The organism is Pantoea sp. GD03673 (assembly GCF_029844725.1).
Lineage (GTDB): Bacteria > Pseudomonadota > Gammaproteobacteria > Enterobacterales > Enterobacteriaceae > Pantoea.
On the sequence record NZ_JAOCKJ010000002.1, the window covers coordinates 423,287 to 446,932 of the forward strand.

Below are 23,646 nucleotides of genomic sequence, written 5' to 3' on the forward strand. Positions count from 1 at the left end.
GCGCCTGGCGCCCGTTTAACTGAATTGAAGAATATGACACAACCAACCGCACCGCTTTCAGGCGAAAACTATTTCGCCGAAACCTATGGCCTGACGCCGCCCCACTCTGAAGTGGTTGCCGCTCTGCCCAAGCTCAGCGTCGGCAAGGCGCTGGATCTCGGCTGTGGCGCAGGGCGCAATACGCTGTTTCTGAACCAGCACGGCTTTGACGTCACGGCATGGGATCATAATCCGCAAAGTCTGGCGCGCCTGCAGGATATTATTGCGCAGGAAAACCTCAGTGGCATTCACACTGAGCAGCGCGACCTGAACAACACGCGCTTCAATGGCGGCTTTAATTTTGTGCTGTCGACCGTAGTGATGATGTTTTTGCAACCGCAGACCATTCCACAGCTGATTGCGGACATGCAGGCCTGTACGGTCAGGGATGGTTTCAACCTGATTGTGGCGGCGATGAACACGGACGATATGCCCTGCCCGGCTGATTTTGCCTTTGCGTTTAAGTCGGGCGAGCTGAGCCACTATTACCGCAACTGGCACATCGTGAAATACAACGAGCATCCCGGCCAGCTGCATCGCACCGATGAAAATGGCAACCGTATTACCTGCCGCTTCGCTACGCTGCTGGCGCAAAAAGCGAGTTACTGATCTTTATCTGCTGTTTTTTTCTACAGCGATTGATTTCATCAGGAGACTGTGACTAAATATTGCAGTCGCCCCTGATGGGGTCATTACAGGAACCACCCCGCGTGAACAGCGCTATTTCTCCCCGAAGACGTCAAAAAACCAGCACCATGACCCGCATTGTGCTGCTGATCAGTTTTATCATTCTGTTTAGTCGCCTGATTTTTATCCTGCCCGCAGCCTTCGAGCATCATCAGCAACAGAAAGCCATTCCTGAGCCGGTTGCCATTTCAACAGGTGATACGCGCTAACGAACACTGACTTTTCGCCTGAAAATTAAGCGTTATCCAGACAGCTGGACTCTTTTTTGCATCCCTTTTTCAGGCGAAACGCTACACTTCGTGCTGGTGCTTTCAGACTAAAGGGATCCAATATGTCTGCCTCTCACACTCAACGTTTAAGTGAAATACGTCATCGCATTCTGACGCTGCTGCTCAACGAGCACGATCTGGTTGATGCTCTGCTGGAAAAATCCGGCGATCTCAATCCTGAACAGCAACGTGAAAATGCGATCCAGCGTGATGCGCTGGAACAGGACATTCTGCAACTGCACGCCGCTGACCTTGCGGATATTCTCGAAGCCCTGCCCGAAGAGGAGCGTCAGGCGCTGTGGCGGCTGGTGCCAAACGAGCGGCGCGGTCATGTCCTGGTTGAAGCCTCTGAAACGGTCTGGGCCAGCCTTACCGAAGAGATGAGCGACCGCGATATCCTGAGCGCTATTCAGCCGCTGGATATCGACGATCAGGTCTGGCTGGCGCGTTATCTGCCACGTGACCTGACCGGACGCCTGCTGGCGACGGTGGAGCCAGGCTTACGCGCCCGTATGCTGAGCATGGTGCAGATCGACCGCGATCGCGTGGGCCGGGTAATGGATTTTAATATCCTGACGGTGCGCGACGATGTCACGCTGGCGACGGTTCAGCGTTTTCTGCGCAAGCGCAAAAGTATGCCGGGCGGAACCGATAAAATTTTTATCACCAACAATGATAATCAGCTGCTGGGCGAGCTGATGCTGACGGATATCCTGCTTAATAAACCCAAAACCCTGGTAAGCGACGTCATGAACGCCCGCCCTACCACCTTCCAGCTCAACGATAAAGCCGAAGACGCCGCCAGTGCCTTTGAGCGTTATAACCTGATTTCGGCCGCCGTCACCGACGCAAAGGGTAAACTGATTGGTCGTATAACCATTGAGGACATCATCGACCTGGTGAATGCCGAAAACGAAAGCAACATTCGTAAAATGGGCGGTATCAGTCAGGAAGAGGATGTTTTCGCGCCGGTACGCAAGTCGGTGCGTAAGCGCTGGGCCTGGCTGGCCATTAATCTCTGCACCGCCTTTGTCGCCTCACGGGTTATCGGACTGTTCGAAGGGACGATTTCGCAGATCGTTGCCCTGGCCACACTGATGCCGATTGTCGCGGGCATCGGCGGCAATACCGGGAATCAGACCATCACCATGATTGTGCGCGCGCTGGCCTTGCATCAGGTTGAACCGGGTAACTTCTCATTTCTGATTGTCCGTGAACTGGGCGTGGCGCTGATCAACGGCCTGTTCTGGGGGGGCATCATGGGCGGCATTACCTGGCTAATGTATGACAATATGGCGCTGGGTGGCGTCATGATGCTGGCGATGGCGCTAAACCTGCTGCTGGCGGCGCTGATGGGCGTGCTGGTGCCGCTGGTGATGACCAAAATGAAGCGCGATCCGGCTGTTGGCTCCAGCGTATTGATCACCGCGTTGACCGATACCGGCGGCTTCTTTATCTTCCTGGGACTGGCAACGATCTTCCTGCTGCCACACTGATCAGGCGTGAAGACCGTAACGTTGCAGCGATCCGTGAAGATTGTGCTGGCGCGTCACCCGCGCCAGCTCACGGGTGGCCACAGGCATGATGGCCTCCGGTCCCCGCCGCCAGCCGTAGGATTCGGCGTAACGTAACGCCATCTCGATCTCTTTACCAGGATGCCGCTTCCTTGCCATATATGCCCCTGAGCTGACGCCGAACATGTACGTTGTCAACTGACAACTCAATGACTATTCCTCAATGTGGTTCAGCATGCGAAGACGTTTTCTCGCAGTAAAACAATCAGGGTATAAACTGTAAAACGTCACGCAAAAAACGATCGGCAGCAGTAACGATAATTAATGGAGGCAATATGTTTAAAGCAGAGGATTTTGTTCAGTCGAAAACCGGCGGCCCTAAAATGCAGGTGTTGCGTGTGGAAGGCGACACCCTGTGGTGCGCACGCGTTGATGATGCGGCGAAGAAAGAGATCGAAGCGAAGGCAGAGAGCGTCAATCTCTATCATGAAGAGGGTGACTTCGGCGTGTGCTGAGGCAAAACGGCCCCGTTAACGGGGCCAGACCGTCAGGGCTTGTCCTTCTGAAGATTGTCGTTGCCCAGGCCACCGATAAACGGCAGACGCAGCCGGAACGGCGTAAAATCGAGTCCCATGTTCAGACCCAGCAGGTTCACTTCAAATCCCTCTTCTGCCCCCAGTGTCACGCCCGCTACACCCAGAATCGACACCTGCATTCCCCGCCCGGATGGCGGCAGCCCGACCGGACGCCACAGAGGCCGGTAATCTTTGCCCAGCGCATTCGCGGGCAGGTCCAGCTTTAACGCCGGGACTTCGCGGCCAATGTGCGCCAGGAAGGTGTTGCTGTTCGGTCCTGGCCAGGCGCGGTAGGTGGTCGGCCACGGATAGGATTTTATGGCAGCTTCTATCTGCGGAATCATCGCTTCGGCTTCCGGTCCACGGTGGTCCACCAGCAGTCTGGGTTTTGCACCATACCAGTAGCCATCCGGCAGATTGGTGTTGCGCCGGACCTTATCACCACTGCCCCAGCTAATCACTTCGTAGCGCGTGTAGCGTGTTTCACCGGCACGCTTGAAGATAATCCACGGATGCACCGCTACCGCCCCTTTCCAGCCATAGGTCGGCGCGGCATAGACCTGCACAATTGCCAGATTGTACAACGCACGCGGATCGGGCGCGATGCCCGCCGAATCACGCCGGGCAGTCGCCCAGCCCCCTGGCTGTGCGGTTTCGCTGTGACGCGTTGCCTGCGCGATGCTGGCACCCAGCGACAACAGCAGCACGGCAACAAAAAACAGGCTGAACACTTTAAGTGAGAGCATGACAACATTCCTGGTGACGTAAGAATTACACAAGGCCGGGTTAGCAGGCAGTTTCAGTAAGCGGCGGCGTTGAGATACATCGGTGAAAGCGGGACACAGCTGAAGTGACGTGCAGGCTTTTACTGCAGGGAGAATAACGCAATTTTCGGCAAAGTGAACAGAAAACCGCCAGATGGCAACCCGGATGTGCTGAAAGGTTAAAACGGCACATCTGCGTATGGTTCAGGCAATAAAAAAACCCGCTGGAAGCGGGCTTTTTGAGCATCAGGGTTTAATCGGCGCGAACCGGTTTACTCCCACTCAATCGTTGCCGGTGGCTTACCGCTGATGTCATACACCACGCGGGAAATGCCGTCGACTTCATTGATGATGCGGTTAGAGACGCGGCCCAGGAAATCATAAGGCAGGTGCGCCCAGTGAGCGGTCATAAAGTCGATGGTTTCGACCGCACGCAGCGAAACAACCCAGTCATATTTACGGCCATCGCCCATCACACCCACCGAACGCACCGGCAGGAAGACGGTAAACGCCTGGCTGACTTTGTTGTAGAGATCCGCTTTATGCAGCTCTTCGATGAAGATAGCATCGGCACGACGCAGCAGGTCGCAATACTCTTTCTTCACTTCGCCCAGCACGCGCACGCCCAGACCCGGTCCCGGGAACGGATGGCGATACAGCATGTCGTACGGCAGGCCCAGCTCCAGACCAATCTTACGCACTTCGTCTTTGAACAGCTCTTTCAGCGGTTCAACCAGGCCCATCTTCATCTCTTTCGGCAGGCCACCCACGTTGTGGTGTGATTTAATCACGTGCGCTTTACCGGTGGCAGAAGCCGCCGACTCAATCACGTCCGGATAGATGGTGCCCTGCGCCAGCCATTTCACGTCCTGCAGTTTCAGCGCTTCTTCATCGAAGACTTCCACAAACACGCGACCGATGGTTTTACGCTTGGCTTCAGGTTCATCAATCCCCGCCAGCGCGTCCAGGAAACGCATCTCAGCCGGTACGTGGATGATGTTGAGACCAAAGTGGTCACCGAACATGTCCATAACCTGCTGGGCTTCGTTCAGACGCAGCAGGCCGTTATCCACGAACACGCAGGTCAGACGGTCGCCAATGGCGCGATGCAGCAGCATGGCGGTCACGGAGGAGTCCACGCCGCCTGACAAACCCAGGATCACCTTGTCGTTACCCACCTGCTCACGCAGGCGTTCAACGGCGTCTTCGATGATTTTGGCAGGCGTCCACAGGGCTTCACATTCACAGATGTCGATGATGAAGCGCTCAAGCATCCGCAGGCCCTGACGGGTATGGGTAACTTCCGGGTGGAACTGCACGCCGTAAAAACGCTTCTCTTCGTTAGCCATGATGGCGAACGGACAGGTTTCGGTGCTGGCAACGGTCACGAAGTCAGCCGGAATTGATGTGACCTTGTCGCCGTGGCTCATCCAGACATCCAGCAGCGGTTTACCGGCGGCACTGATCGCATCTTCGATGTCGCGAACCAGGGCGCTTGGCGTCGTCACTTCAACCTGCGCATAACCGAACTCACGTTCGTTTGAGCCCGCAACGGTGCCGCCCAGCTGCATTGCCATGGTCTGCATACCGTAGCAGACACCCAGCACCGGTACGCCAGCGTTAAAGACATATTCAGGTGCACGCGGGCTGTTCAGTTCGGTGGTGCTTTCCGGGCCACCGGAAAGGATGATGCCGCTTGGATTAAACTGGCGGATCTGCTCTTCGGTGACATCCCATGCCCAGAGTTCACAGTAAACGCCAAGTTCGCGCACGCGGCGGGCGACCAGCTGCGTGTACTGTGAGCCGAAATCGAGAATCAGAATGCGATGCTTATGGATATTTTCCGTCGTCATTGAGGGGTTTCCAGAACGGTGACTTGATCAATAAAAGCGCCCGGCTAAAGCCGGGCGTGAAATCGGGATTACGAACCCATGCGGTAATTCGGTGACTCTTTGGTGATGGTCACATCATGCACGTGGCTCTCATTGATGCCCGCGCCGCTGATGCGGACAAATTCCGCTTTGGTGCGCAGGTCGTCAATGGTCGGGCAACCGGTCAGGCCCATGCACGAGCGCAGGCCACCCATCTGCTGATGCACGATCTCTTTCAGACGGCCTTTATAGGCCACGCGACCTTCGATCCCTTCAGGAACCAGTTTGTCAGCGGCGTTGTCAGTCTGGAAGTAACGGTCAGAAGAGCCTTTGGACATCGCGCCCAGCGAACCCATACCACGGTAAGATTTAAACGAACGGCCCTGATAGAGTTCGATCTCGCCCGGTGACTCTTCGGTCCCCGCCAGCATTGAACCCACCATCACACAGGAGGCACCTGCGGCGATTGCTTTGGCGATGTCACCGGAGAAACGGATACCGCCATCGGCGATCACCGGAATACCGGTGCCTTCCAGCGCGGTTACGGCGTCAGAAACAGCAGTGATCTGCGGAACGCCTACGCCAGTGACAATACGGGTCGTACAGATAGAGCCAGGGCCAATACCGACTTTAACGGCGCTGACGCCTGCCGCGACCAGCGCCAGTGCGCCTGCACCGGTGGCGACGTTGCCGCCAACGATTTCCAGGTCCGGATATTTCGCACGGGTTTCACGGATACGTGACAGCACGCCTTCAGAGTGGCCGTGCGAAGAGTCAATCAGCAGCACATCAACGCCCGCTGCGACCAGCGCATCAATGCGCTCTTCATTACCGGCACCGGCACCCACCGCCGCACCAACACGCAGACGGCCCTGCGCATCTTTACAGGCGTTAGGTTTACGTTCGGCTTTCTGGAAGTCTTTAACGGTGATCATGCCCAGCAGATGGAAGCTGTCATCCACCACCAGCGCTTTCTCAACGCGTTTTTCATGCATTTTCTGCAGGACAACGTCGCGCGCCTCGCCCTCTTTCACCGTCACCAGACGATCTTTCGGGGTCATAACCGCAGAGACAGGCTGTGAAAGGTCGGTAACAAAGCGCACGTCACGACCGGTGATGATCCCCACCAGTTCGTTGTCGCGGTTTACCACCGGGTAGCCCGCAAAGCCGTTGCGCTCGGTCAGGGCTTTAACGTCAGCCAGTGGGGTGGTAGGCAGCACGGTCTGCGGGTCAGTAACCACGCCGCTCTCATGTTTCTTCACCTTGCGCACTTCATCTGCCTGGCGGTCAATTGACATGTTTTTGTGAATAAAGCCAAGACCGCCTTCCTGTGCCAGCGCAATCGCCAGACCCGCTTCAGTCACGGTATCCATCGCAGCGGAGAGCATAGGAATGTTTAAACGGATATTTTTGGTCAGCTGAGTGCTGAGATCGGCCGTATTAGGCAGGACGGTGGAGTGAGCAGGAACGAGCAGAACGTCGTCAAAAGTGAGTGCTTCTTTAGCGATTCTTAACATGGCAATACTCCACCTCGGGTGATTGAGATTAGATAAAATATTGCCGCGGCATTATACAGGCCGTAATCGATTGCCTCCAGCATTATTTAAGAAAAACTCTTGATCCCCACCGGCAGCCCTGTAGTATCGATGAATTAACCTGCTGATTTGGAATTTGATCTTCATCACATGTCGCTGCCACCCATCGCCAATATTTTTACCGTCAGCCGTCTTAATACGACAGTGCGTCAGCTGCTGGAGAAAGAGATGGGCCTGGTCTGGATCAGCGCCGAGATCTCCAACTTCACCCAACCGGCCTCCGGTCACTGGTACTTCACGCTAAAAGATGATGGCGCTCAGGTTCGCTGCGCCATGTTCCGCAACAGCAATCGCCGCGTCACTTTCCGTCCGCAGCATGGTCAGCAGGTGCTGGTGCGCGCCAACATTACGCTCTATGAACCTCGCGGTGACTATCAGCTGATTGCCGAAAGTATGCATCCGGCGGGTGAAGGGTTGCTGCAACAGCAGTTTGAGTTGCTGAAAGCAAAGCTGGCAACCGAAGGCCTGTTTGATCCGCAGCACAAGCAACCGCTGCCGGAACCGGCGCGTCAGGTCGGGGTAATCACTTCCTCCACCGGTGCGGCGCTGCACGATGTGTTACGCGTGCTGCATCGCCGTGATCCCTCTCTGCCCGTCGTCATCTACCCCACCGTGGTTCAGGGCGTTGATGCCCCAGCCGCTATCGTACGGGCGATTGAAATCGCCAACCTGCGCAACGAGTGCGACGTGTTAATTGTCGGACGCGGTGGCGGTTCGCTGGAAGATTTGTGGAGTTTTAACGACGAACGCGTGGCGCGCGCCATTTTTGCCAGCCGCATTCCCATCGTCAGCGCTGTCGGGCATGAAACCGACGTCACCATTGCTGACTTCGTTGCCGATTTGCGCGCCCCTACCCCTTCCGCTGCGGCTGAAATTGTCAGCCGAAATCAGCTGGAGCTGCTGCGCCAGTTGCAGTCGCAGCAACAGCGGCTGGAGATGGCGATGGATTACTATCTGGCGCGCCAGCAGCGGCTTTACACGCGTCTTGAGCATCGCCTGCAACAGCAGCATCCGCAACTGCGTCTGGCCCGTCAGCAGACCGCCCTGTTCCGCCTGCAGCAGCGTCTGGGTGAAGCGATGGAAACCCACCTGCGTCACGCTGCCCGTCGGCAGGATCGCCTGTCGCATCGGCTCAATGCCCGGCAGCCGCAGCAGCGTCTGTTCGAAGCGCAAAAGCAGCTGCAAAACTGGCATTATCGTCTGCAGCAGAGCATGACGAAGCAGCTAAGCAGCAATAAGCAGGCGTTTGGTCAGTTGGTGGCACAGCTGGAAGGCGTCAGTCCGCTGGCGACGCTGGCACGTGGGTTCAGCGTGACCACCGACACCGCCGGTCAGGTGGTGAAGAAAACCGTACAGCTTCAGAACGGCGACCTGCTGCGCACCCGTCTTGATGATGGCTGGGTTGAAAGCCAGGTGACGCAGTTGCTGCCCGAGAAAAAGCGCCGACGCAAAGCCGCCTCCTGACGCTCACTCTTTCCGTCAATTCGCACGTTTCCACTAATCGCTGGCCTCACTCATGAGGCCCATTTAGGCAGGTGGGTCTGTACTTCTGGCGCATTCCTGTCGCCAGGGAGTCTCACATGGCTTGCTGCGCTATTGCCCGGAAAATAATCACCGCCGCAAAACGCCTCCTGACGCTGACTCTTTCCGTCAATTCGCACGTTTCCACTAACCGCTGGCCTTACTCACGAGGCCCACTAAGCCAGGCGGGTCTGTACTTCTGGCGCATTCCTGTTGCCAGGGAGTCTCACATGGCTTACTGCGTTATTGCCTGGAAAATAATCACCGCCGCAAAACCGCGTCCTGACGCTTACTCTTTCCGTCGATTCGCACGTTTCCATTAATCGCTGGTCTCACTCATGAGGTCTAACCAGCCAGACGGGTCTATACTTTTGGCGCATTCCTGTTGCCAGGGAGTCTCACATGGCTTACTGCGTTATTGCCTGGAAAATAATCACCGCCGCAAAACCGTGTCCTGACGCTGGCTCTTTTCGTCAATTCGCACGTTTCCATTAATCGCTGGCCTCACTCATGAGGTCTAACCAGCCAGACGGGTCTATACTTTTGGCTCATTCCTGTTGCCAAGGAGTCTCACATGGCTTACTGCGTTATTCCTCCCTATATCCTTCGCAAGATCATCGACCACAGTTCCGGCCACCAGCAGGAGCAGGCGCGTCGCACCCTGACACACGTTCAGCACCTGATGGCGGAACACTGGCAAAAGCCGACCGGCGTGAAAACGGCGGCGGGTGGTCGTGTGGATCGTGAAATTTATGATGCTCAAAATCAGGAAACCCTGCCGGGTAAGCTGATTCGTCAGGAGGGCCAGCCCGGCAATGATGATGTCGCGGCTGAAGAAGCCTGGGACTATCTTGGCATCACCTATGACTTCTTCTGGCAGGCTTATCAGCGTAACTCGCTGGATGGTCAGGGCCTGAAACTGCTGGGCACGGTCCACTACGGTGAGAAATACCAGAACGCCTTCTGGAACGGCCAGCAGATGGTATTTGGCGATGGTGACGGCGAAATCTTTAATCGCTTCACGATTGCGATTGACGTTGTGGCGCACGAGCTGGCGCATGGCGTCACTGAAAACGAAGCGGGATTAATCTACTTTGAGCAGGCTGGCGCGCTGAATGAGTCGCTGTCAGATGTCTTTGGCTCTCTGGTCAAACAGTACAGTAAAAAACAGCGCGCAGAGGAAGCAGACTGGATCATCGGCGAAGGCCTGCTCGCTAAAGGCATTAACGGGCGTGGTCTGCGATCGATGTCTGAACCCGGTACCGCCTACGATGACCCGATGCTGGGCAAAGATCCGCAACCCGCTCACATGGTTCACTACGTGAAAACCCGTGAGGATAATGGCGGTGTTCACATTAACTCCGGCATTCCTAACCGGGCTTTTTATCTGGCGGCCACCGCGCTGGGCGGGTATGCGTGGGAACAGGCGGGATATGCCTGGTACGACACGCTGTGTGATGACGAGCTGCCTCAGGATGCGGACTTTAAGACCTTTGCCCGCTTCACCGTTCAGCATGGTAAAAAGCGGTTCAGTCAGTCGGTCAGCAGTGCCATTGAACAGGCGTGGAAGGAGGTTGGCGTGCTATGAGTGAACTGCCCGAACTCACCGATGATGCCACCATCGTCGTTGCGCGCGAAGGCGGCATGGCCTTTATTCCGGGGCTGCGTGCCGAACGGCGTTTTATGCTGGGCGAGCTGCCACCTCCTGAAAAACAGCGTGTCTGTCATGCGCTGGAGCAGGCGATGCCGCTGGGTGAACCCGAGGAGAAAGCCGCACAGGTGGGCAGCGGCGACCAGCGCTACTTCCGCATTCAGATTCAGTATGCCACCCGCCGGGAAGCAGGCACCATTGTGCTGCTGATCCCGGAACAGGTGGCACCGCCTGAGTTAAAGGCGCTGTGGCACGACGGCAAATAAGCAAATAAAAAGGGCCGACAATGTCGGCCCTTTTCCTTAAGCGTTGTTACTTGCTGTCTGGCAGCGCGTAAGCAATCACGTAATCACCACGATCCGGTGACTGACGTGCGCCGCCAGCCGAAATCAGGATGTACTGCTTACCATCTTTCGGTGAAACATAGCTCATCGGGCCGCCCTGGCTTCCCACCGGCAGGCGTGCTTTCCACACCTCTTTGCCGGTTGAAGAATCAAAGGCGCGCAGATAGTAATCCTGCGTACCGGCGATGAACACCAGGCCACCCTGCGTTGCCAGCGTACCGCCCAGTGTTGGCATGCCCACCGGCATCTTCACGCGCATTTTGATGCCAAACGGACCGGTGTCCTGTACGGTGCCGACCGGCACCTGCCAGACGATTTTCTGGGTTTTCAGGTCAATCGCCGACAGCGTACCGAATGGCGGCTTCTGACAAGGGATGCCCAGCGGCGACATAAAGCGGTTTTTGTTCACTGCGTATGGCGTGCCTTTCAGCGGAACAGCGCCCATACCGGTGTTAATCGCTTCGCCGCCGTTGCTGCCACGCGCAATGCTGCCGGTATCAGCCGGGATCATCTGAACCCACAGGCCCAGACGCATGTCGTTGACGAACAGCAGATGGTTGTTCGGATCGATCGACATGCTGCCCCAGTTCATCCCTCCCAGCGAACCCGGGAAGCTCAGAGACTTGTCGGTGTCCGGCACGGTGAACAGGCCGTCATAGCGCATTGATTTGAAGGCGACACGGCAGGCCAGCTGATCAAACGGCGTTGCACCCCACATGTCAGACTCTTTCAGCGTCTGGTTGCCAATCTGCGGCATACCGGTCGAGTGAGGCTGCGTTTTGGTGTACTGCTCGTTCGGGATATGGCCCTGCGGCATCGGCAGCTCTTCGACTTTGGTCAGCGGCTTACCGGTCATACGGTCAAGCACGAAGATCATGCCGGTTTTACCGCCAATCACCACCGCTGGCGTGGTGCTGCCATCTTTTTGCGGGAAGTCGATCAGGCTTGGCTGCATCGGCAGGTCAAAGTCCCACAGATCGTTATGTACGGTCTGATAGACCCATTTTTCTTTACCGGTGGTCGCATCCAGCGCCAGCACCGAGGCACCATATTTGTGATCCAGTTCGGTACGGTTCGCACCCCACAGGTCAACGGATGAGCTGCCCATCGGAATGAACACGGTGTTCATTGCCGGATCGTAAGACATCGGTGCCCAGGAGTTTGGCGTACTGCGGGTGTAATCTTTACCCGGCATCAGAATCGCATTCGGGTCAACATTGCCCGGGTCAAACGCCCAGCGCATTTTACCGGTGATAACGTCAAAACCACGCAACACGCCGCCTGGCATATCGGTCTGTACGTTATCCGCTACGCGACCACCCACGACGACGGTGCTGCCTGCCAGCGTTGGCGCTGAGGTCAGCTGATACTGTGGATCCGGTGCCTGACCCAGGCCCGCTTTAAGATCAACAATGCCGTGATTGCCAAAGTTTTCACAGAACTCACCGTTGTCGGCGTTGATCGCAATCAGACGCGCGTCGATGGTGTTCATCAAAATACGGCGCTGGCAGCTGTCACCGGCAGGCAGCACAGCGGCTGGGACAGGTGATGAACCCGGCTTATCCGGCTGTTGCAGGGGTTTGGTTGCGTCAAAGTAAGCCAGACCACGGCAGCGCGGCCAGACCTCTGCTTTCGCATTGATTTCACGTTTCCAGATCTGCTTACCGCTGTCAGCTTCAACCGCGATGACGTTGTTGTGCGGCGTACAGAGATAAAGGGTGTTGTCAATCTGCAACGGCGTCTGCTGATCCTCTGCACCGTTACCGGTCGGGCTGACAGGCGTATCACCGGTGCGGAAGGTCCAGGCGACCTGCAGATCTTTCACGTTATCGCGGGTGATTTGATCCAGCGCCACAAAGCGGCTGCCCTGCGGGGTATTACCGTAGTTATCCCAGTCTTTCTGCTGTTTCGCTTTATCCACCGGAATCAGCGGCAGCTCTTCACCGGTGCCTGCAACGGTAGGATGAGGCTGGAACATCTGCACCAGCGTGACAACCATGCCTGCCGCCAGCAGCGCGGAGAAAACGTAAGAGGGTTTTGCCAGTGCGTGCTTACCTTCGTGCTTACGCAGTGAAGGCCAGATCAGGAAGGCCAGTAACATCAGCCCGGCAGGCACCATCAGGCGCGAGACCAGCGGCCAGAACTCCAGACCTGCGTCGAACAGCGACCAGATCAGGGTGCCGACAAAGACCAGCAGGAACAGCACCACTGCCGATGATTTGCGACGGAAAAACTGAATAGCGGAGAGTACAGTAACGATACCCGCAATTAAAAAGTACCAACTTCCGCCAAGCGCGACCAGTTTGCCGCCGCCAATGGCAAAAAACAGACCGGTGGCAAGCAGCACCAGTCCGAGCAGCACGGATGCGATTCCCAGCCCCTTTCCGGAGTGGGAGGATGTTTCAGCCATAACACTTACTCTCCTGAATAAACAGAGCGGCCGGACAGGTGCCGTCCGGACTCTGACACGTTAAATACGTCCGCGCAGAGCATCACCCGGTTTCAAATCGAATAGAAACAGACCCGCGTCCGTGAGAATCAGGAGGCCGGAAGAGCACGGATGTGCCTGCCCCCTCCCACGACGCGGCAGGATTGTACCACCTGGTACATTACAGAGTGAACATTTACAACGCGTTTGTTACGGCGCAATAGCATTTTTGCTACAAAAAAGGGCCGGACGTTACGCTGTATTAGCTGATATTAATCGTAGCTGAAAGCGGGGTCAGTGATCTGCTGGCAGGAAAAGGACGCGTTTGCGGGAGATCAAACCATGTCCGTTGCGGCAAAAATAGTCCACTGCGCCACAGGCTTTCAGCACGTCAAGCCGCTGGTAACACTCAGGACAGCAGGGACAAGCGGGGAAATGCGCTCCGCAGGCCGTACAGATAAACGCACCGTCGCTGAGCGACAGCGGTTGCTGACATTTTTCACACACGACACGCATTACGCTCTCCCTGCCCTGCGTTATTCAGAGCAAAAAAAAGAGGGCCAGATGGCCCTCATGTTGTTAACGCTTATTCTTTTTCATGTGCGCCATCAGACGCTTGCGCTTACGCTGCTGAGTTGGCGTCAGCAGGTTACGTTTGCCTTCATAAGGGTTATCACCCTCTTTGAACTGAATACGAATTGGCGTACCCATCACGTTAAGTGATTTACGGAAGTAGTTCATCAGGTAGCGTTTATAAGAATCGGGCAGATCCTTAACCTGGTTACCGTGGATGACCACAATTGGCGGGTTATAACCACCGGCATGGGCATATTTAAGCTTAACGCGACGACCGCGAACCAGCGGCGGCTGGTGATCGTCTGCCGCCATGTTCATGATGCGGGTCAGCAGCGAGGTGTTTACGCGCCGGGTCGAGCAATCATAGGCTTCCGTGATCGACTCAAACAGATTACCAACACCGCTGCCGTGCAGTGCTGAGATAAAGTGGAGGCGGGCGAAATCGATAAAGCCCAGACGGAAGTCCAGCGTCTCTTTCACTTCATCACGCACTTCCTGTGACAGGCCATCCCATTTGTTGACCACAATCACCAGCGAGCGACCACTGTTAAGAATGAAGCCCAGCAGTGACAGATCCTGATCGGAAATACCGGCGTGAGCATCAATGACCAGCATCACGACGTTGGCATCTTCAATCGCCTGCAGCGTCTTGATGACCGAGAATTTCTCAACGGTATCAGAGATTTTGGCACGCTTGCGCACGCCTGCGGTGTCGATCAGAACGTATTCACGTCCATCGCGCTCCATCGGGATGTAGATACTGTCGCGGGTGGTGCCCGGCATATCGTAGACCACCACGCGGTCTTCACCGAGGATGCGGTTAGTAAGCGTTGACTTACCTACGTTAGGACGACCAACGATCGCCAGTTTGATCGGCAAGCCAGTCGGATCGAAGTTTTCTTCTTCCTCTGCGGCTTCCAGCTCAGCGGTCTCTTCGGCGTCCAGTGCTGCCCAGTAAGCCTGGTTCTCTTCTTCTTCAGTGAGTTCGACCTTCTCAACCTCTTCCATCCACGGCAGCAGTGCCGTTTCGATGAGGCTGGTCACACCACGACCGTGCGACGCCGCAATGGCGTGGATCTCGCCCAGGCCCAGGGAATAGAAGTCGACCACCGCCTGATCCGGGTCGAGTCCGTCCGTTTTGTTCGCGACCAGGAAGGTGGCTTTCTGACGGGAACGAAGATGTTTAGCGATTTGCTGATCGGCGGCCATCATGCCCGCACGCGCATCAACCATAAACAGCACGACATCCGCTTCTTCAATCGCGAGCAGTGACTGCTCGGCCATCCGCGTTTCAACACCCTCTTCGGTGCCGTCGATACCACCGGTATCAATAACAATAAATTCGCGCCCTTCCACTTCGGCGCGACCATATTTGCGATCGCGAGTCAGTCCAGGAAAATCCGCTACCAGCGCATCACGTGTGCGGGTTAAGCGGTTAAATAGCGTAGATTTTCCCACATTGGGACGCCCAACCAGCGCGACCACAGGTACCATAACAAAATGCCTCAATAAATAATTAATCGCCCGAATGGCGTGATTATAACGGCTCTGGCCGTTAAGTTCAGGCTTAAGGCGCAAAGAATACCATGCCTGACTAAAAACGAAACGGCCCCTGATTAAATCAGGAGCCGTCGGAACGGAGGATTTCACCTGCCAGACGTTTACCCGTTAACGGGTAATCGCATAAACCTCGCCGTCTTTCGACTGAATCAGCAGCTTATCGCTGGCGACCACCGGTTCGGTCTGGAAACCGGCGCTATCCAGTTTTTGCTGTGCAACAAAACGACCATCAGTGGTGTTCAGCCAGTGCAGATAACCTTCGCTATCGCCGACCACCAGGTAGCCGTTGTAGAGCACCGGTGACGTCAGGTTGCGATGCAGCAGATCGCTTTGACGCCAGATGGCAACGCCGCCGTCAGCGTTCAGCGCGATCACGCGGTCATCCTGATCGACCAGATAAATGCGACCGGCGTCGACAATCAGATCTTTCACACCGCCAATTTCGCGTTTCCACAAAATCTGGCCGGAACGGAGATCCAGCGCGGACAGATTACCGTTGAAGGCCAGTGCATACACTACGCCGTTAACAATAACCGGGGTGGTATCGACGTCATTAAGACGATCGATCTCAGTGGCACCGCTGACCTGAGAGATGCGCTGTTGCCAGATCAGTTGCCCCTGGTTCATCACCACGGCACTGACACGACCGTTGTCGCCACCGACAATGGCGCCGCCAAAAGCAACAGCAGGTGCAGATTCACCGCGCAGTGACAACGCTGGCATATCCAGGTTGACGCTCCACTTCACAGCACCGCTGCTCTGGTCCAGCCCCTGCAGCATACCGTTGCTGGTATGCACCAGGACCAGACCATCGCTGACGACCGGACGGGAAAGCGCTTCACCCGCGACGCTGGTCTGCCAGGCCAGGCTGCCATCACTGCCGTTCAGGGCATAAACCTTGCCGCGTTCGCTGCCAACATAAACCCGATCGCCATCAGCGGTCAGGCCGCCTGATAACAGGGCTGAGCGGTTTTTCGAGAAGAAGCCGGTTTTCTCAGAGAGATCGACTTTCCATTTTTCTTTACCGTCTGCGGCATCCAGCGCTTTAACGATACCAAAGCGATCGGCAGCGTAAACCGTGTTGTCCTGCCAGGCAGGATGCAGATTGGAGTAGAAGTCACCCACGCCATCGCCTACCGAGGTGTTCCACACTTTCTGTGGCGTGAACTGATTTTCCACCTTCGGCAACGGGGCCATTTTTACTACATCTTCTTCGCCGCTAAACAGCGAACAACCGCTGAGCAAAGTGACTGAAATCAGTCCCGGCAGCAGGTATTTACGTAATTCCATGCGCTCTCTCTTGACTGGCTTAGCTTAAGTTATTCATCTTCATCTGCATCATTTGCTTCAATGCCGGAGAGGCGTCAGATTCCACCCCTTTACTCCAGGCATCGCGCGCGCCCTGCTTGTCGCCTTTGGTTAGCAGCGCTTCGCCGCGAATGTCGGCCACAATGGCTGTCCAGCCATCACCCTTCACACCGTCAAGGGTTTTAAGCGCCGCATCGGCTTGATTCTGTTGCAGTTGAATGCGTGCCAGGCGCAGGTTGATTACCGCCTGCAAATTGGCATCTTTGGTATCTTTCAGTCCGTTTTGCAGCAGCGTTGCGGCTTTATCAAGCTGACCGGCATCAACATACTGCTTCGCCAGATCCATCGCAGCCAGCGCACCGTAAGTATTGCTGTTTTCACTGGCAAAGCGGTTTACCGCTTCCAGCGTTTCCGGTTTGCCCGCCTGCATGGCGCTGGTGAGCTGCTGATACTGCGCGGATACGGATTTCGCCGCATCGTCCTGATGACTGCTCCAGTAACGCCAGCCACCCAGCGCAGCAATGCCGATGACTACGCCAATGGCTAACGCTTTGCCATTGCTGGCAAAAAAGTTGCGCAGCGCGTCGGTCTGCTCGTTTTCATTGCTATACACTTCCACGCAATCCTTCTCCTTTCTATGGTTGGTGCTGTGTCACGCTTACTGTAACAGCGTGCGCAATACAGCAGCAGCCTCTGCCTGATCCAGCGTTTGCTGCTCGCCACGGCGCAGATCTTTAACCACGACCTGACCGGCTTTGACTTCATCCTCGCCTAACACCAGCGCAACGCGAGCGCCCCATTTGTCAGCACGGGCAAATTGCTTCTTGAAGTTGCCGCCGCCAAAGTTGGTCATCAGCCTCAGTTCCGGCGCTTCATCACGCAATTTCTCAGCCAGCTGCATCGCAGCAGACTGCACGCCCTGACCTGAAGCGATAACATAGACATCCACATTGCTCTTCGGTTCAAATTCAGGATTAACCGCCTGAACCAGCAGCACCAGACGCTCCATGCCCATGGCGAAACCAACGGCGGGCGTTGGGCGACCACCGAGCTGCTCGACCAGACCATCGTAGCGACCACCGCCGCATACCGTGCCCTGGGAGCCCAGGCTGTCGGTGACCCACTCAATCACGGTGCGATTGTAGTAATCCAGACCGCGCACCAGACGCTGATTGACGGTGTAGCTGATCCCGGCGTCATCCAGCAGGCCACACAGGCCGCTGAAATGTTCGCGGGATTCGTCATCCAGGTAGTCGCCAAGCTGTGGCGCATCATTCAGCAGCTGCTGAACATCGGGATTTTTGCTGTCCAGAACGCGCATCGGGTTGCTGTACATGCGGCGTTTGCAATCCTCATCCAGCACCTCTGTGTGCTGTTCGAGGAAGGCGACCAGCGCGTCACGGTAACGTGCGCGTGCTTCCTGTGAACCAATAGAGTTGAGTTCCAGACGAACGTGCTCAGAGATACCCAGAGCCTTCCACCAGCGAGCGTTCAGCATGATCAGCTCCGCATCGATGTCCGGTCCCTGCAGACCAAAGACTTCCACGCCGATCTGGTAGAACTGACGATAGCGGCCTTTCTGCGGACGCTCATAGCGGAACATTGGCCCCATATACCACAGGCGCTGTTCCTGGTTGTAGAGTAAACCGTGTTCGATACCGGCGCGCACGCAGCCTGCGGTGCCTTCCGGACGCAGCGTCAGGCTTTCACCGTTGCGGTCTTCGAAGGTATACATCTCTTTTTCAACCACGTCGGTGACTTCACCGATGGCGCGCTTAAACAGTGGGGTTTGCTCCACCAGCGGTAAGCGAATTTCGCTATAACCGTAGCTCGCCAGCGTCTGCCTGAGCACGCCTTCAATCCGTTGCCAGAGGGCGGTATCCGCAGGCAGGTAGTCATTCATCCCGCGAATCGCCTGAATATTCTTCGCCACGTTAAAATCTCTTAATGCAAAAAAACCTGTCCGGCATCATACCTTATGAGGATGAAACCGCACAGGTTCAGTCAAAAAAGTCACGTACGCAGGCTGCGCACGCCATTATTTTTCCAGATGCTGCACATCAATGCGGCGGCTGGCATCCAGCATCGACGCTTTAGCCCGAATGCGGGCTTCCAGCTGATCGATCATGTCATTGTTGTCGAGACGATCGCGCTGACGCACACCATCCTCGTAGAAACCGCTCTTTTTGCTGCCGCCGGTGACACCCAGCGTAGAGAGGGTCGCTTCGCCCGGTCCGTTGACCACACAGCCGATAATCGAGACGTCCATCGGCGTAATCAGATCTTCCAGACGCTGCTCCAGCGCATTGACCGTGCCGATAACGTCAAACTCCTGACGTGAGCAGGTTGGACAGGCGATGAAGTTGATCCCGCGAGAGCGAATCCGCAGTGACTTCAGAATATCGAAACCGACTTTGACCTCTTCAACCGGATCGGCCGCCAGCGAGATACGCAGCGTATCGCCAATCCCTTCTGACAGCAGCAGACCCAGCCCAATCGCCGATTTCACTGCGCCCGCACGCGCACCACCGGCTTCGGTGATGCCGAGATGCAAAGGCTGTTCAATCTGTTTCGCCAGCAGACGATAAGATTCGACCGCGAGGAAAACATCAGAGGCTTTAACGCTGACCTTGAATTGATCGAAGTTAAGGCGGTCGAGATGATCGACATGGCGCATGGCAGATTCCAGCAGCGCCTGCGGCGTCGGCTCGCCATACTTTTCCTGCAGATCTTTTTCCAGTGAACCGGCGTTCACGCCAATTCGAATCGGAATATTGTTGTCGCGCGCACAGTCAACCACCATGCGGATGCGCTCATTGTTACCGATATTACCGGGATTGATGCGCAGGCAGTCGACGCCATATTCGGCGACTTTCAGGGCGATGCGGTAGTCAAAATGAATATCTGCAACCAGCGGGACGTTCACCTGCTGTTTGATCAACCTGAATGCTTCTGCGGCATCCATGGTAGGCACCGAGACACGAACGATGTCCACACCGACTCGCTCAAGGGCTTTGATCTGATTTACCGTCGCTTCCACGTCAGTGGTGCGGGTGTTGGTCATCGACTGAACGGCGATTGGCGCGCCGTCACCGACGGGCACCTTGCCGACGTAAATGCGTTTAGATTTACGACGGATAATGGGTGCTTCGTTATGCATATTTCTTCTCCACAATTGCCCGGTACGCGATACGCTGTTATTGCGCACCCAACGTCAGGCGAGCAACCTGGTTATTACGGATAAAACGGCTTAAATCAACGGGCTGATTCTGATATTGCACCTGAACCGCGGAAGGCGCGCCAATTTTCAGACGATACGGAGGCGTTCCTGCCAGGCTGAGTTTACCACCACTGCGCTGAATGCCGCTGAACAGTTTTTTGCCGGTTGCATCACTGACTTCAAGCCAGCAGTCGGCGCTAAAGGTCATGACCACCGCGTTAGGGTCAGCAGCCGGTTCGCTGACCGCGGCTGCGCCCACTGGCATCTGAGGTGATGTGCTGGTACTGGACTGGGTGGCTGCAGGCGCAGCCGCCGTGTTTTCCACAGGGGCCTGGCCTGGCGACACGACCGCATTGCTGGTGTTATCGGGCTGTGCGGTCGTCGCGCTGTTGCTGGCGCTGGCGGCCGGAGCCGCACTCGCTGGCGTGCTGGCCGCGCTGTTATCGCTGGCAGGGGGATTACTTTCGTCAGGTGCGGCTGGCGTTGCGCTGTCGCCGCTGGTTTCACCCAGCGGAATCGACTGACCGTTATCACCGCTGCTGTTGTTCTGATCGGTCATCGGCACCAGATCATCCTGCGACGCTTTATGATTCTGCCACCACCAGGCACCGGTCAGACCCACCACCACAAAGACCACCAGCCAGGTAAAAATCATCAACCAGCCGTCGCGTTTCTTGCGGCGTTTGCCCAGGGAGAAACTTTGCATCGGTTCGATCTTTGCAGCCCGAACCGGTGTCTGTTTCGCCATCATCGGCAGCAGTTCCTCTTCAGGAATGTGCACCAGACGTGCGTAAGAGCGAATATATCCGCGCAGGAACGTAGAAGCTAAATCGGCAGGCGATTTGTCTTCCTCGATGTCACGCACGGTAGAGAGTTTCAGGCACAGGCGCTCAGCGACGTTCTGCTGCGTCAGCCCCATCTGCTCACGGGCCAGACGCAGGCGTTCACCTGTTGAGTGTAATGCAGAGTTTTCTTGAGTGGCTTCAGTATTCATTAGCTAAATAACGCTGGTACTGTATCGATTGCGGAAAACGTCGCGCTAACCGGTCGCCATAACGTGAAACGTCAGCGGCATTTCCCTGTAGCGCGGCGAAACGTAAGTGTAACGCCAGACTTCGTGCCGTTTCGGGCAGCTGTTGCTGGTAAACGTCGAGCAAAACCTGCACCTTTGCCAGCTGGTTATCTGCCATCCGCTTTTCAGCTTCCGACAGCAGCGAATCCGCTTTGCGCCTGTCAGCGTCAATGGCCTGGCGAAGCATCCTGCGGGCAGCGGCAGTATCGCCAGCCTGCAGAGAGCAAAACCCGGCCAGTTCATGCGCGTCATTGCGTGCATCAAACTGCGGTGATGCGCCTGCCCGACTAAACTGTTGATGCGCTTCGTCATACTGCCTTAAAGCGCAGAGAAACGCACCGTAATTGTTAGCAACAAAACCATTATCCGGGGCCTGCTGCTGCGCCCGTTTAAACCGCGCCTGTGCCGCTGTCTGGTTACCCTGCTGTTGCGCCAGCCGTGCCAGCGCAAGCGAGACCCGGTAATCCTCAGGCGCGGCGGCCTGTGCCCGCAGAAAGTTTCGCTCCGCTGCGGCATAGTCTCCCCCCGCCAGATAGTGCATCCCTAACTGCAGACGCACTGCTTCTGCGCCGGGTTCAGGCGGCTGGCTGACACACCCGCTTACAACAAACAGCGCCACTAAAACGGCAGGTAATCCGTTACGCATAATCATTTCCATCCGGTTGACGTTGACAGGCTGCAGCCTGCCACGCGTCATCTCGTCAGGAAACGCACGGTGTCACTCTTCTAGAGCGCCTTCACAGATATGGCTTCACCCGCCATTTTTTTGCGCAGCGTTCGCTTGGTACGGTCGATCACCTCTCCGGCTAACTGACCGCAGGCGGCATCAATATCGTCACCACGGGTTTTTCGCACGATGGTGGTGAAACCATAGTCCATCAGCACTTTGGAGAAACGATCGATGCGGCTGTTTGAGCTACGGCCATACGGCGCGCCCGGGAAGGGGTTCCACGGAATCAGGTTGATTTTACACGGAGTTTCTTTCAGTAATGCGGCAAGTTCATGCGCATCATCGGTGCTGTCGTTGACGTGATCCAGCAACACGTACTCAATCGTTACACGTCCCTGATTGGCGTTGGATTTGCCAATGTAGCGTTTTACCGCCGCCAGGAAGGTTTCGATATTGTACTTTTTGTTGATTGGTACGATGTCATCACGCAGCTTATCGTTTGGCGCATGCAGGGAGATCGCCAGCGCGACGTCAATCATATCGCCCAGTTTATCCAGTGCAGGAACGACACCGGAGGTAGAAAGGGTCACACGACGCTTCGACAGACCAAAACCGAAGTCATCCAGCATGATCTCCATCGCCGGGACCACATTATTGAGGTTGAGCAGCGGCTCGCCCATGCCCATCATTACCACGTTGGTAATGGGACGCTGGCCGGTGATTTTTGCTGCGCCGACAATTTTCGCCGCACGCCACACCTGACCAATAATTTCTGACACCCGCAGGTTACGGTTAAAGCCCTGCTGTGCGGTCGAACAGAATTTACACTCCAGCGCACAACCCACCTGTGACGAAACACAGAGCGTGGCACGGTCGCCTTCCGGGATATAGACCGTTTCCACCAGCTGGTCGCCCACGCGAATGGCCCACTTGATGGTGCCGTCGGTAGAGCGCATCTCTTCGGCCACTTCCGGCGCGCGGATTTCCGTCAGCTCCATCAGCCGGTTGCGCAGCTTCTTGTTGATGTCGGTCATCTGCTCGAAGTCATCGCAGCAGTAGTGATAGATCCACTTCATGACCTGATCGGCGCGGAACGGCTTTTCGCCCAGCGACAGGAAGAATTCGCGCATCTGCTGACGGTTGAGATCCAGCAGGTTTATTTTCTGGCTTTTAGGGGAGACGACAATGGGGGATGCGGACGCGGACGTCACAATCTGTTCGGACATAATATTCTCTGGCCTCGTTGTTACACGTTATGGCGCTGTTCAGGGATAGGTGAAAAAATTGCGCCCTCATTAAGCGATGTCAATGAAGGCGCAATATTGTACAACATCTGCCGCCTGATAACAGACGGGAGTGACCTCCCTCAGGCAGATTTTTGTAAAGCTGCTGTAACGTTTATCGCCGGGCGATTAACGGGTACGTGGGCAGATTTCGTTTTCGCCAAAGAAATAGGCGATTTCGCGGGCAGCAGATTCAGCAGAATCTGAACCGTGCGTGGCGTTTTCGGTGAAGCTGTCCGCGTAGTCAGCACGCAGTGTGCCAGCCAGTGCGTTTGCCGGGTTAGTTGCACCCATCAGGTCACGGTGACGCTGAACCGCATTTTCACCTTCCAGCACGGAAACAACAACCGGGCCAGAGGTCATGAATTCAACCAGACCATCGAAGAATGGCTTGCCCTGGTGCTCAGCGTAAAAGCCTTCAGCCTGCTCTTTGCTCAGCTGCAGCATTTTTGCGCCAACGATTTTGAAGCCTGCGCTTTCAAAACGGTTGTAGATAGCACCAATCACATTTTTAGCGACGGCGTTTGGCTTGATGATAGAAAAAGTACGTTCGATTGCCATGATGACCTCTGTCTTGACGTTCTGAAGAAACCGGTGGCGTCCGCCCCGGTTAAGAAACGGCGCCGATTATAGGGGCTGAGTCCGGCATTGCCTATCAGAGATCCCCAATTTGTTGAAAATTCTTGATCTGAGTCGAAG

At 55.9% G+C, this 23,646-nt stretch carries 22 protein-coding genes; 7 read left to right on the plus strand and 15 right to left on the minus strand.

Translation table 11 applies throughout. From position 1 onward, the window contains the following. Positions 1-33: 33 nt before the first annotated feature. The 3 genes from tehB (at position 34) to mgtE (ending at position 2,491) form a co-directional block, all read left to right on the plus strand. On the plus strand, positions 34-648 hold the full coding sequence (gene tehB / locus N5J69_RS05260; protein WP_279768533.1) for a tellurite resistance methyltransferase TehB: 615 nt from the start codon (positions 34-36) through the stop codon (positions 646-648). 101 nt (positions 649-749) lie between these two features. Beyond that, positions 750-935 (plus strand): YfgG family protein, encoded by a 186-nt coding sequence (locus N5J69_RS05265; protein WP_279768534.1) that lies wholly within the window; start codon positions 750-752, stop codon positions 933-935. A 122-nt stretch (positions 936-1,057) separates the two neighbouring features. Further along, positions 1,058-2,491: a magnesium transporter gene (gene mgtE, locus N5J69_RS05270; protein ID WP_279768535.1), complete on the plus strand. Its 1,434-nt coding sequence runs from the start codon at positions 1,058-1,060 to the stop codon at positions 2,489-2,491. On the opposite strand, the gene N5J69_RS05275 is transcribed toward mgtE, so the two are convergent. Continuing rightward, positions 2,492-2,668 (minus strand): hypothetical protein, encoded by a 177-nt coding sequence (locus N5J69_RS05275; RefSeq protein ID WP_279768537.1) that lies wholly within the window; start codon positions 2,666-2,668, stop codon positions 2,492-2,494. It abuts the gene before it with no gap. Between the two features lie 176 nt (positions 2,669-2,844). Between N5J69_RS05275 and N5J69_RS05280 the strand changes: the two genes are divergently transcribed. Further along, complete coding sequence (locus tag N5J69_RS05280; RefSeq protein WP_279768538.1) at positions 2,845-3,024, plus strand: DUF2158 domain-containing protein; 180 nt, start codon at positions 2,845-2,847, stop codon at positions 3,022-3,024. 32 nt (positions 3,025-3,056) lie between these two features. Here N5J69_RS05280 and N5J69_RS05285 read toward each other — a convergent pair whose 3' ends face one another. The 3 genes from N5J69_RS05285 to guaB form a co-directional block, all read right to left on the minus strand. Then, positions 3,057-3,830 (minus strand): DUF3750 domain-containing protein, encoded by a 774-nt coding sequence (locus N5J69_RS05285; protein WP_279768540.1) that lies wholly within the window; start codon positions 3,828-3,830, stop codon positions 3,057-3,059. Between the two features lie 290 nt (positions 3,831-4,120). Beyond that, the gene (guaA, locus tag N5J69_RS05290) at positions 4,121-5,701 is read right to left on the minus strand and encodes a glutamine-hydrolyzing GMP synthase (RefSeq protein ID WP_279768541.1); all 1,581 of its coding nucleotides are present in this window, start codon (positions 5,699-5,701) and stop codon (positions 4,121-4,123) included. 68 nt (positions 5,702-5,769) lie between these two features. After that, positions 5,770-7,236 (minus strand): IMP dehydrogenase, encoded by a 1,467-nt coding sequence (guaB, locus tag N5J69_RS05295; protein WP_279768542.1) that lies wholly within the window; start codon positions 7,234-7,236, stop codon positions 5,770-5,772. 168 nt (positions 7,237-7,404) lie between these two features. Here guaB and xseA point away from each other — a divergent pair, with 168 nt between their 5' ends. From xseA to N5J69_RS05310, 3 genes are all read left to right on the plus strand, one after another. Beyond that, positions 7,405-8,778 (plus strand): exodeoxyribonuclease VII large subunit, encoded by a 1,374-nt coding sequence (gene xseA, locus N5J69_RS05300; protein WP_279768723.1) that lies wholly within the window; start codon positions 7,405-7,407, stop codon positions 8,776-8,778. Between the two features lie 631 nt (positions 8,779-9,409). Beyond that, on the plus strand, positions 9,410-10,423 hold the full coding sequence (locus tag N5J69_RS05305) for a M4 family metallopeptidase (RefSeq protein WP_279768543.1): 1,014 nt from the start codon (positions 9,410-9,412) through the stop codon (positions 10,421-10,423). Then, complete coding sequence (locus tag N5J69_RS05310) at positions 10,420-10,752, plus strand: protealysin inhibitor emfourin (RefSeq protein WP_279768544.1); 333 nt, start codon at positions 10,420-10,422, stop codon at positions 10,750-10,752. Before N5J69_RS05305 ends, N5J69_RS05310 begins: the two co-directional genes overlap by 4 nt. Before the next feature lie 46 nt (positions 10,753-10,798). Here the strand turns inward: N5J69_RS05310 and N5J69_RS05315 are convergent, their stop codons facing one another. The 11 genes from N5J69_RS05315 to ndk form a co-directional block, all read right to left on the minus strand. Continuing rightward, entirely contained in the window at positions 10,799-13,240 is a 2,442-nt protein-coding gene (locus N5J69_RS05315) for a glucose/quinate/shikimate family membrane-bound PQQ-dependent dehydrogenase (protein ID WP_279768545.1), read from the minus strand. Between the two features lie 312 nt (positions 13,241-13,552). Next, complete coding sequence (locus N5J69_RS05320) at positions 13,553-13,774, minus strand: zinc ribbon domain-containing protein (protein ID WP_279768548.1); 222 nt, start codon at positions 13,772-13,774, stop codon at positions 13,553-13,555. 63 nt (positions 13,775-13,837) lie between these two features. Next, complete coding sequence (gene der, locus N5J69_RS05325; protein ID WP_279768550.1) at positions 13,838-15,328, minus strand: ribosome biogenesis GTPase Der; 1,491 nt, start codon at positions 15,326-15,328, stop codon at positions 13,838-13,840. Between the two features lie 174 nt (positions 15,329-15,502). Then, entirely contained in the window at positions 15,503-16,684 is a 1,182-nt protein-coding gene (gene bamB / locus N5J69_RS05330; RefSeq protein ID WP_279768552.1) for an outer membrane protein assembly factor BamB, read from the minus strand. A 19-nt stretch (positions 16,685-16,703) separates the two neighbouring features. Next, positions 16,704-17,321 carry a YfgM family protein gene (locus N5J69_RS05335; protein WP_279768553.1) on the minus strand — a complete coding sequence of 206 codons (618 nt, stop codon included), beginning with the start codon at positions 17,319-17,321 and terminating at the stop codon, positions 16,704-16,706. Between the two features lie 39 nt (positions 17,322-17,360). Next, entirely contained in the window at positions 17,361-18,635 is a 1,275-nt protein-coding gene (gene hisS / locus N5J69_RS05340; protein WP_279768555.1) for a histidine--tRNA ligase, read from the minus strand. Between the two features lie 105 nt (positions 18,636-18,740). Beyond that, positions 18,741-19,862: a flavodoxin-dependent (E)-4-hydroxy-3-methylbut-2-enyl-diphosphate synthase gene (gene ispG, locus N5J69_RS05345; protein ID WP_150012595.1), complete on the minus strand. Its 1,122-nt coding sequence runs from the start codon at positions 19,860-19,862 to the stop codon at positions 18,741-18,743. 37 nt (positions 19,863-19,899) lie between these two features. Beyond that, positions 19,900-20,916 (minus strand): cytoskeleton protein RodZ, encoded by a 1,017-nt coding sequence (gene rodZ / locus N5J69_RS05350; protein WP_279768558.1) that lies wholly within the window; start codon positions 20,914-20,916, stop codon positions 19,900-19,902. After that, positions 20,906-21,640 carry a type IV pilus biogenesis/stability protein PilW gene (gene pilW, locus N5J69_RS05355; RefSeq protein WP_279768561.1) on the minus strand — a complete coding sequence of 245 codons (735 nt, stop codon included), beginning with the start codon at positions 21,638-21,640 and terminating at the stop codon, positions 20,906-20,908. The genes rodZ and pilW overlap by 11 nt, the downstream gene beginning before the upstream one ends. 80 nt (positions 21,641-21,720) lie before the next feature. Then, positions 21,721-22,890 (minus strand): bifunctional tRNA (adenosine(37)-C2)-methyltransferase TrmG/ribosomal RNA large subunit methyltransferase RlmN, encoded by a 1,170-nt coding sequence (locus tag N5J69_RS05360; protein WP_013358729.1) that lies wholly within the window; start codon positions 22,888-22,890, stop codon positions 21,721-21,723. Between the two features lie 186 nt (positions 22,891-23,076). Continuing rightward, positions 23,077-23,508, minus strand: a complete 432-nt coding sequence (ndk, locus tag N5J69_RS05365) for a nucleoside-diphosphate kinase (RefSeq protein ID WP_003848684.1) — start codon at positions 23,506-23,508, stop codon at positions 23,077-23,079. Between the last annotated feature and the right edge of the window lie 138 nt (positions 23,509-23,646).

What these genes read in the sequence shown, in the direction of transcription:
- tehB (WP_279768533.1), top strand. Translation starts at nt 34, where the DNA reads ATGACACAACCAACCGCACCGCTTTCAGGCGAAAACTATTTCGCCGAA.
- mgtE (WP_279768535.1), top strand. Translation starts at nt 1,058, where the DNA reads ATGTCTGCCTCTCACACTCAACGTTTAAGTGAAATACGTCATCGCATT.
- N5J69_RS05275 (WP_279768537.1), bottom strand. Translation starts at nt 2,668, where the DNA reads ATGGCAAGGAAGCGGCATCCTGGTAAAGAGATCGAGATGGCGTTACGT.
- N5J69_RS05280 (WP_279768538.1), top strand. Translation starts at nt 2,845, where the DNA reads ATGTTTAAAGCAGAGGATTTTGTTCAGTCGAAAACCGGCGGCCCTAAA.
- N5J69_RS05285 (WP_279768540.1), bottom strand. Translation starts at nt 3,830, where the DNA reads ATGCTCTCACTTAAAGTGTTCAGCCTGTTTTTTGTTGCCGTGCTGCTG.
- guaA (WP_279768541.1), bottom strand. Translation starts at nt 5,701, where the DNA reads ATGACGACGGAAAATATCCATAAGCATCGCATTCTGATTCTCGATTTC.
- guaB (WP_279768542.1), bottom strand. Translation starts at nt 7,236, where the DNA reads ATGTTAAGAATCGCTAAAGAAGCACTCACTTTTGACGACGTTCTGCTC.
- xseA (WP_279768723.1), top strand. Translation starts at nt 7,405, where the DNA reads ATGTCGCTGCCACCCATCGCCAATATTTTTACCGTCAGCCGTCTTAAT.
- N5J69_RS05305 (WP_279768543.1), top strand. Translation starts at nt 9,410, where the DNA reads ATGGCTTACTGCGTTATTCCTCCCTATATCCTTCGCAAGATCATCGAC.
- N5J69_RS05310 (WP_279768544.1), top strand. Translation starts at nt 10,420, where the DNA reads ATGAGTGAACTGCCCGAACTCACCGATGATGCCACCATCGTCGTTGCG.
- N5J69_RS05315 (WP_279768545.1), bottom strand. Translation starts at nt 13,240, where the DNA reads ATGGCTGAAACATCCTCCCACTCCGGAAAGGGGCTGGGAATCGCATCC.
- N5J69_RS05320 (WP_279768548.1), bottom strand. Translation starts at nt 13,774, where the DNA reads ATGCGTGTCGTGTGTGAAAAATGTCAGCAACCGCTGTCGCTCAGCGAC.
- der (WP_279768550.1), bottom strand. Translation starts at nt 15,328, where the DNA reads ATGGTACCTGTGGTCGCGCTGGTTGGGCGTCCCAATGTGGGAAAATCT.
- bamB (WP_279768552.1), bottom strand. Translation starts at nt 16,684, where the DNA reads ATGGAATTACGTAAATACCTGCTGCCGGGACTGATTTCAGTCACTTTG.
- ispG (WP_150012595.1), bottom strand. Translation starts at nt 19,862, where the DNA reads ATGCATAACGAAGCACCCATTATCCGTCGTAAATCTAAACGCATTTAC.
- rodZ (WP_279768558.1), bottom strand. Translation starts at nt 20,916, where the DNA reads ATGAATACTGAAGCCACTCAAGAAAACTCTGCATTACACTCAACAGGT.
- pilW (WP_279768561.1), bottom strand. Translation starts at nt 21,640, where the DNA reads ATGCGTAACGGATTACCTGCCGTTTTAGTGGCGCTGTTTGTTGTAAGC.
- N5J69_RS05360 (WP_013358729.1), bottom strand. Translation starts at nt 22,890, where the DNA reads ATGTCCGAACAGATTGTGACGTCCGCGTCCGCATCCCCCATTGTCGTC.
- ndk (WP_003848684.1), bottom strand. Translation starts at nt 23,508, where the DNA reads ATGGCAATCGAACGTACTTTTTCTATCATCAAGCCAAACGCCGTCGCT.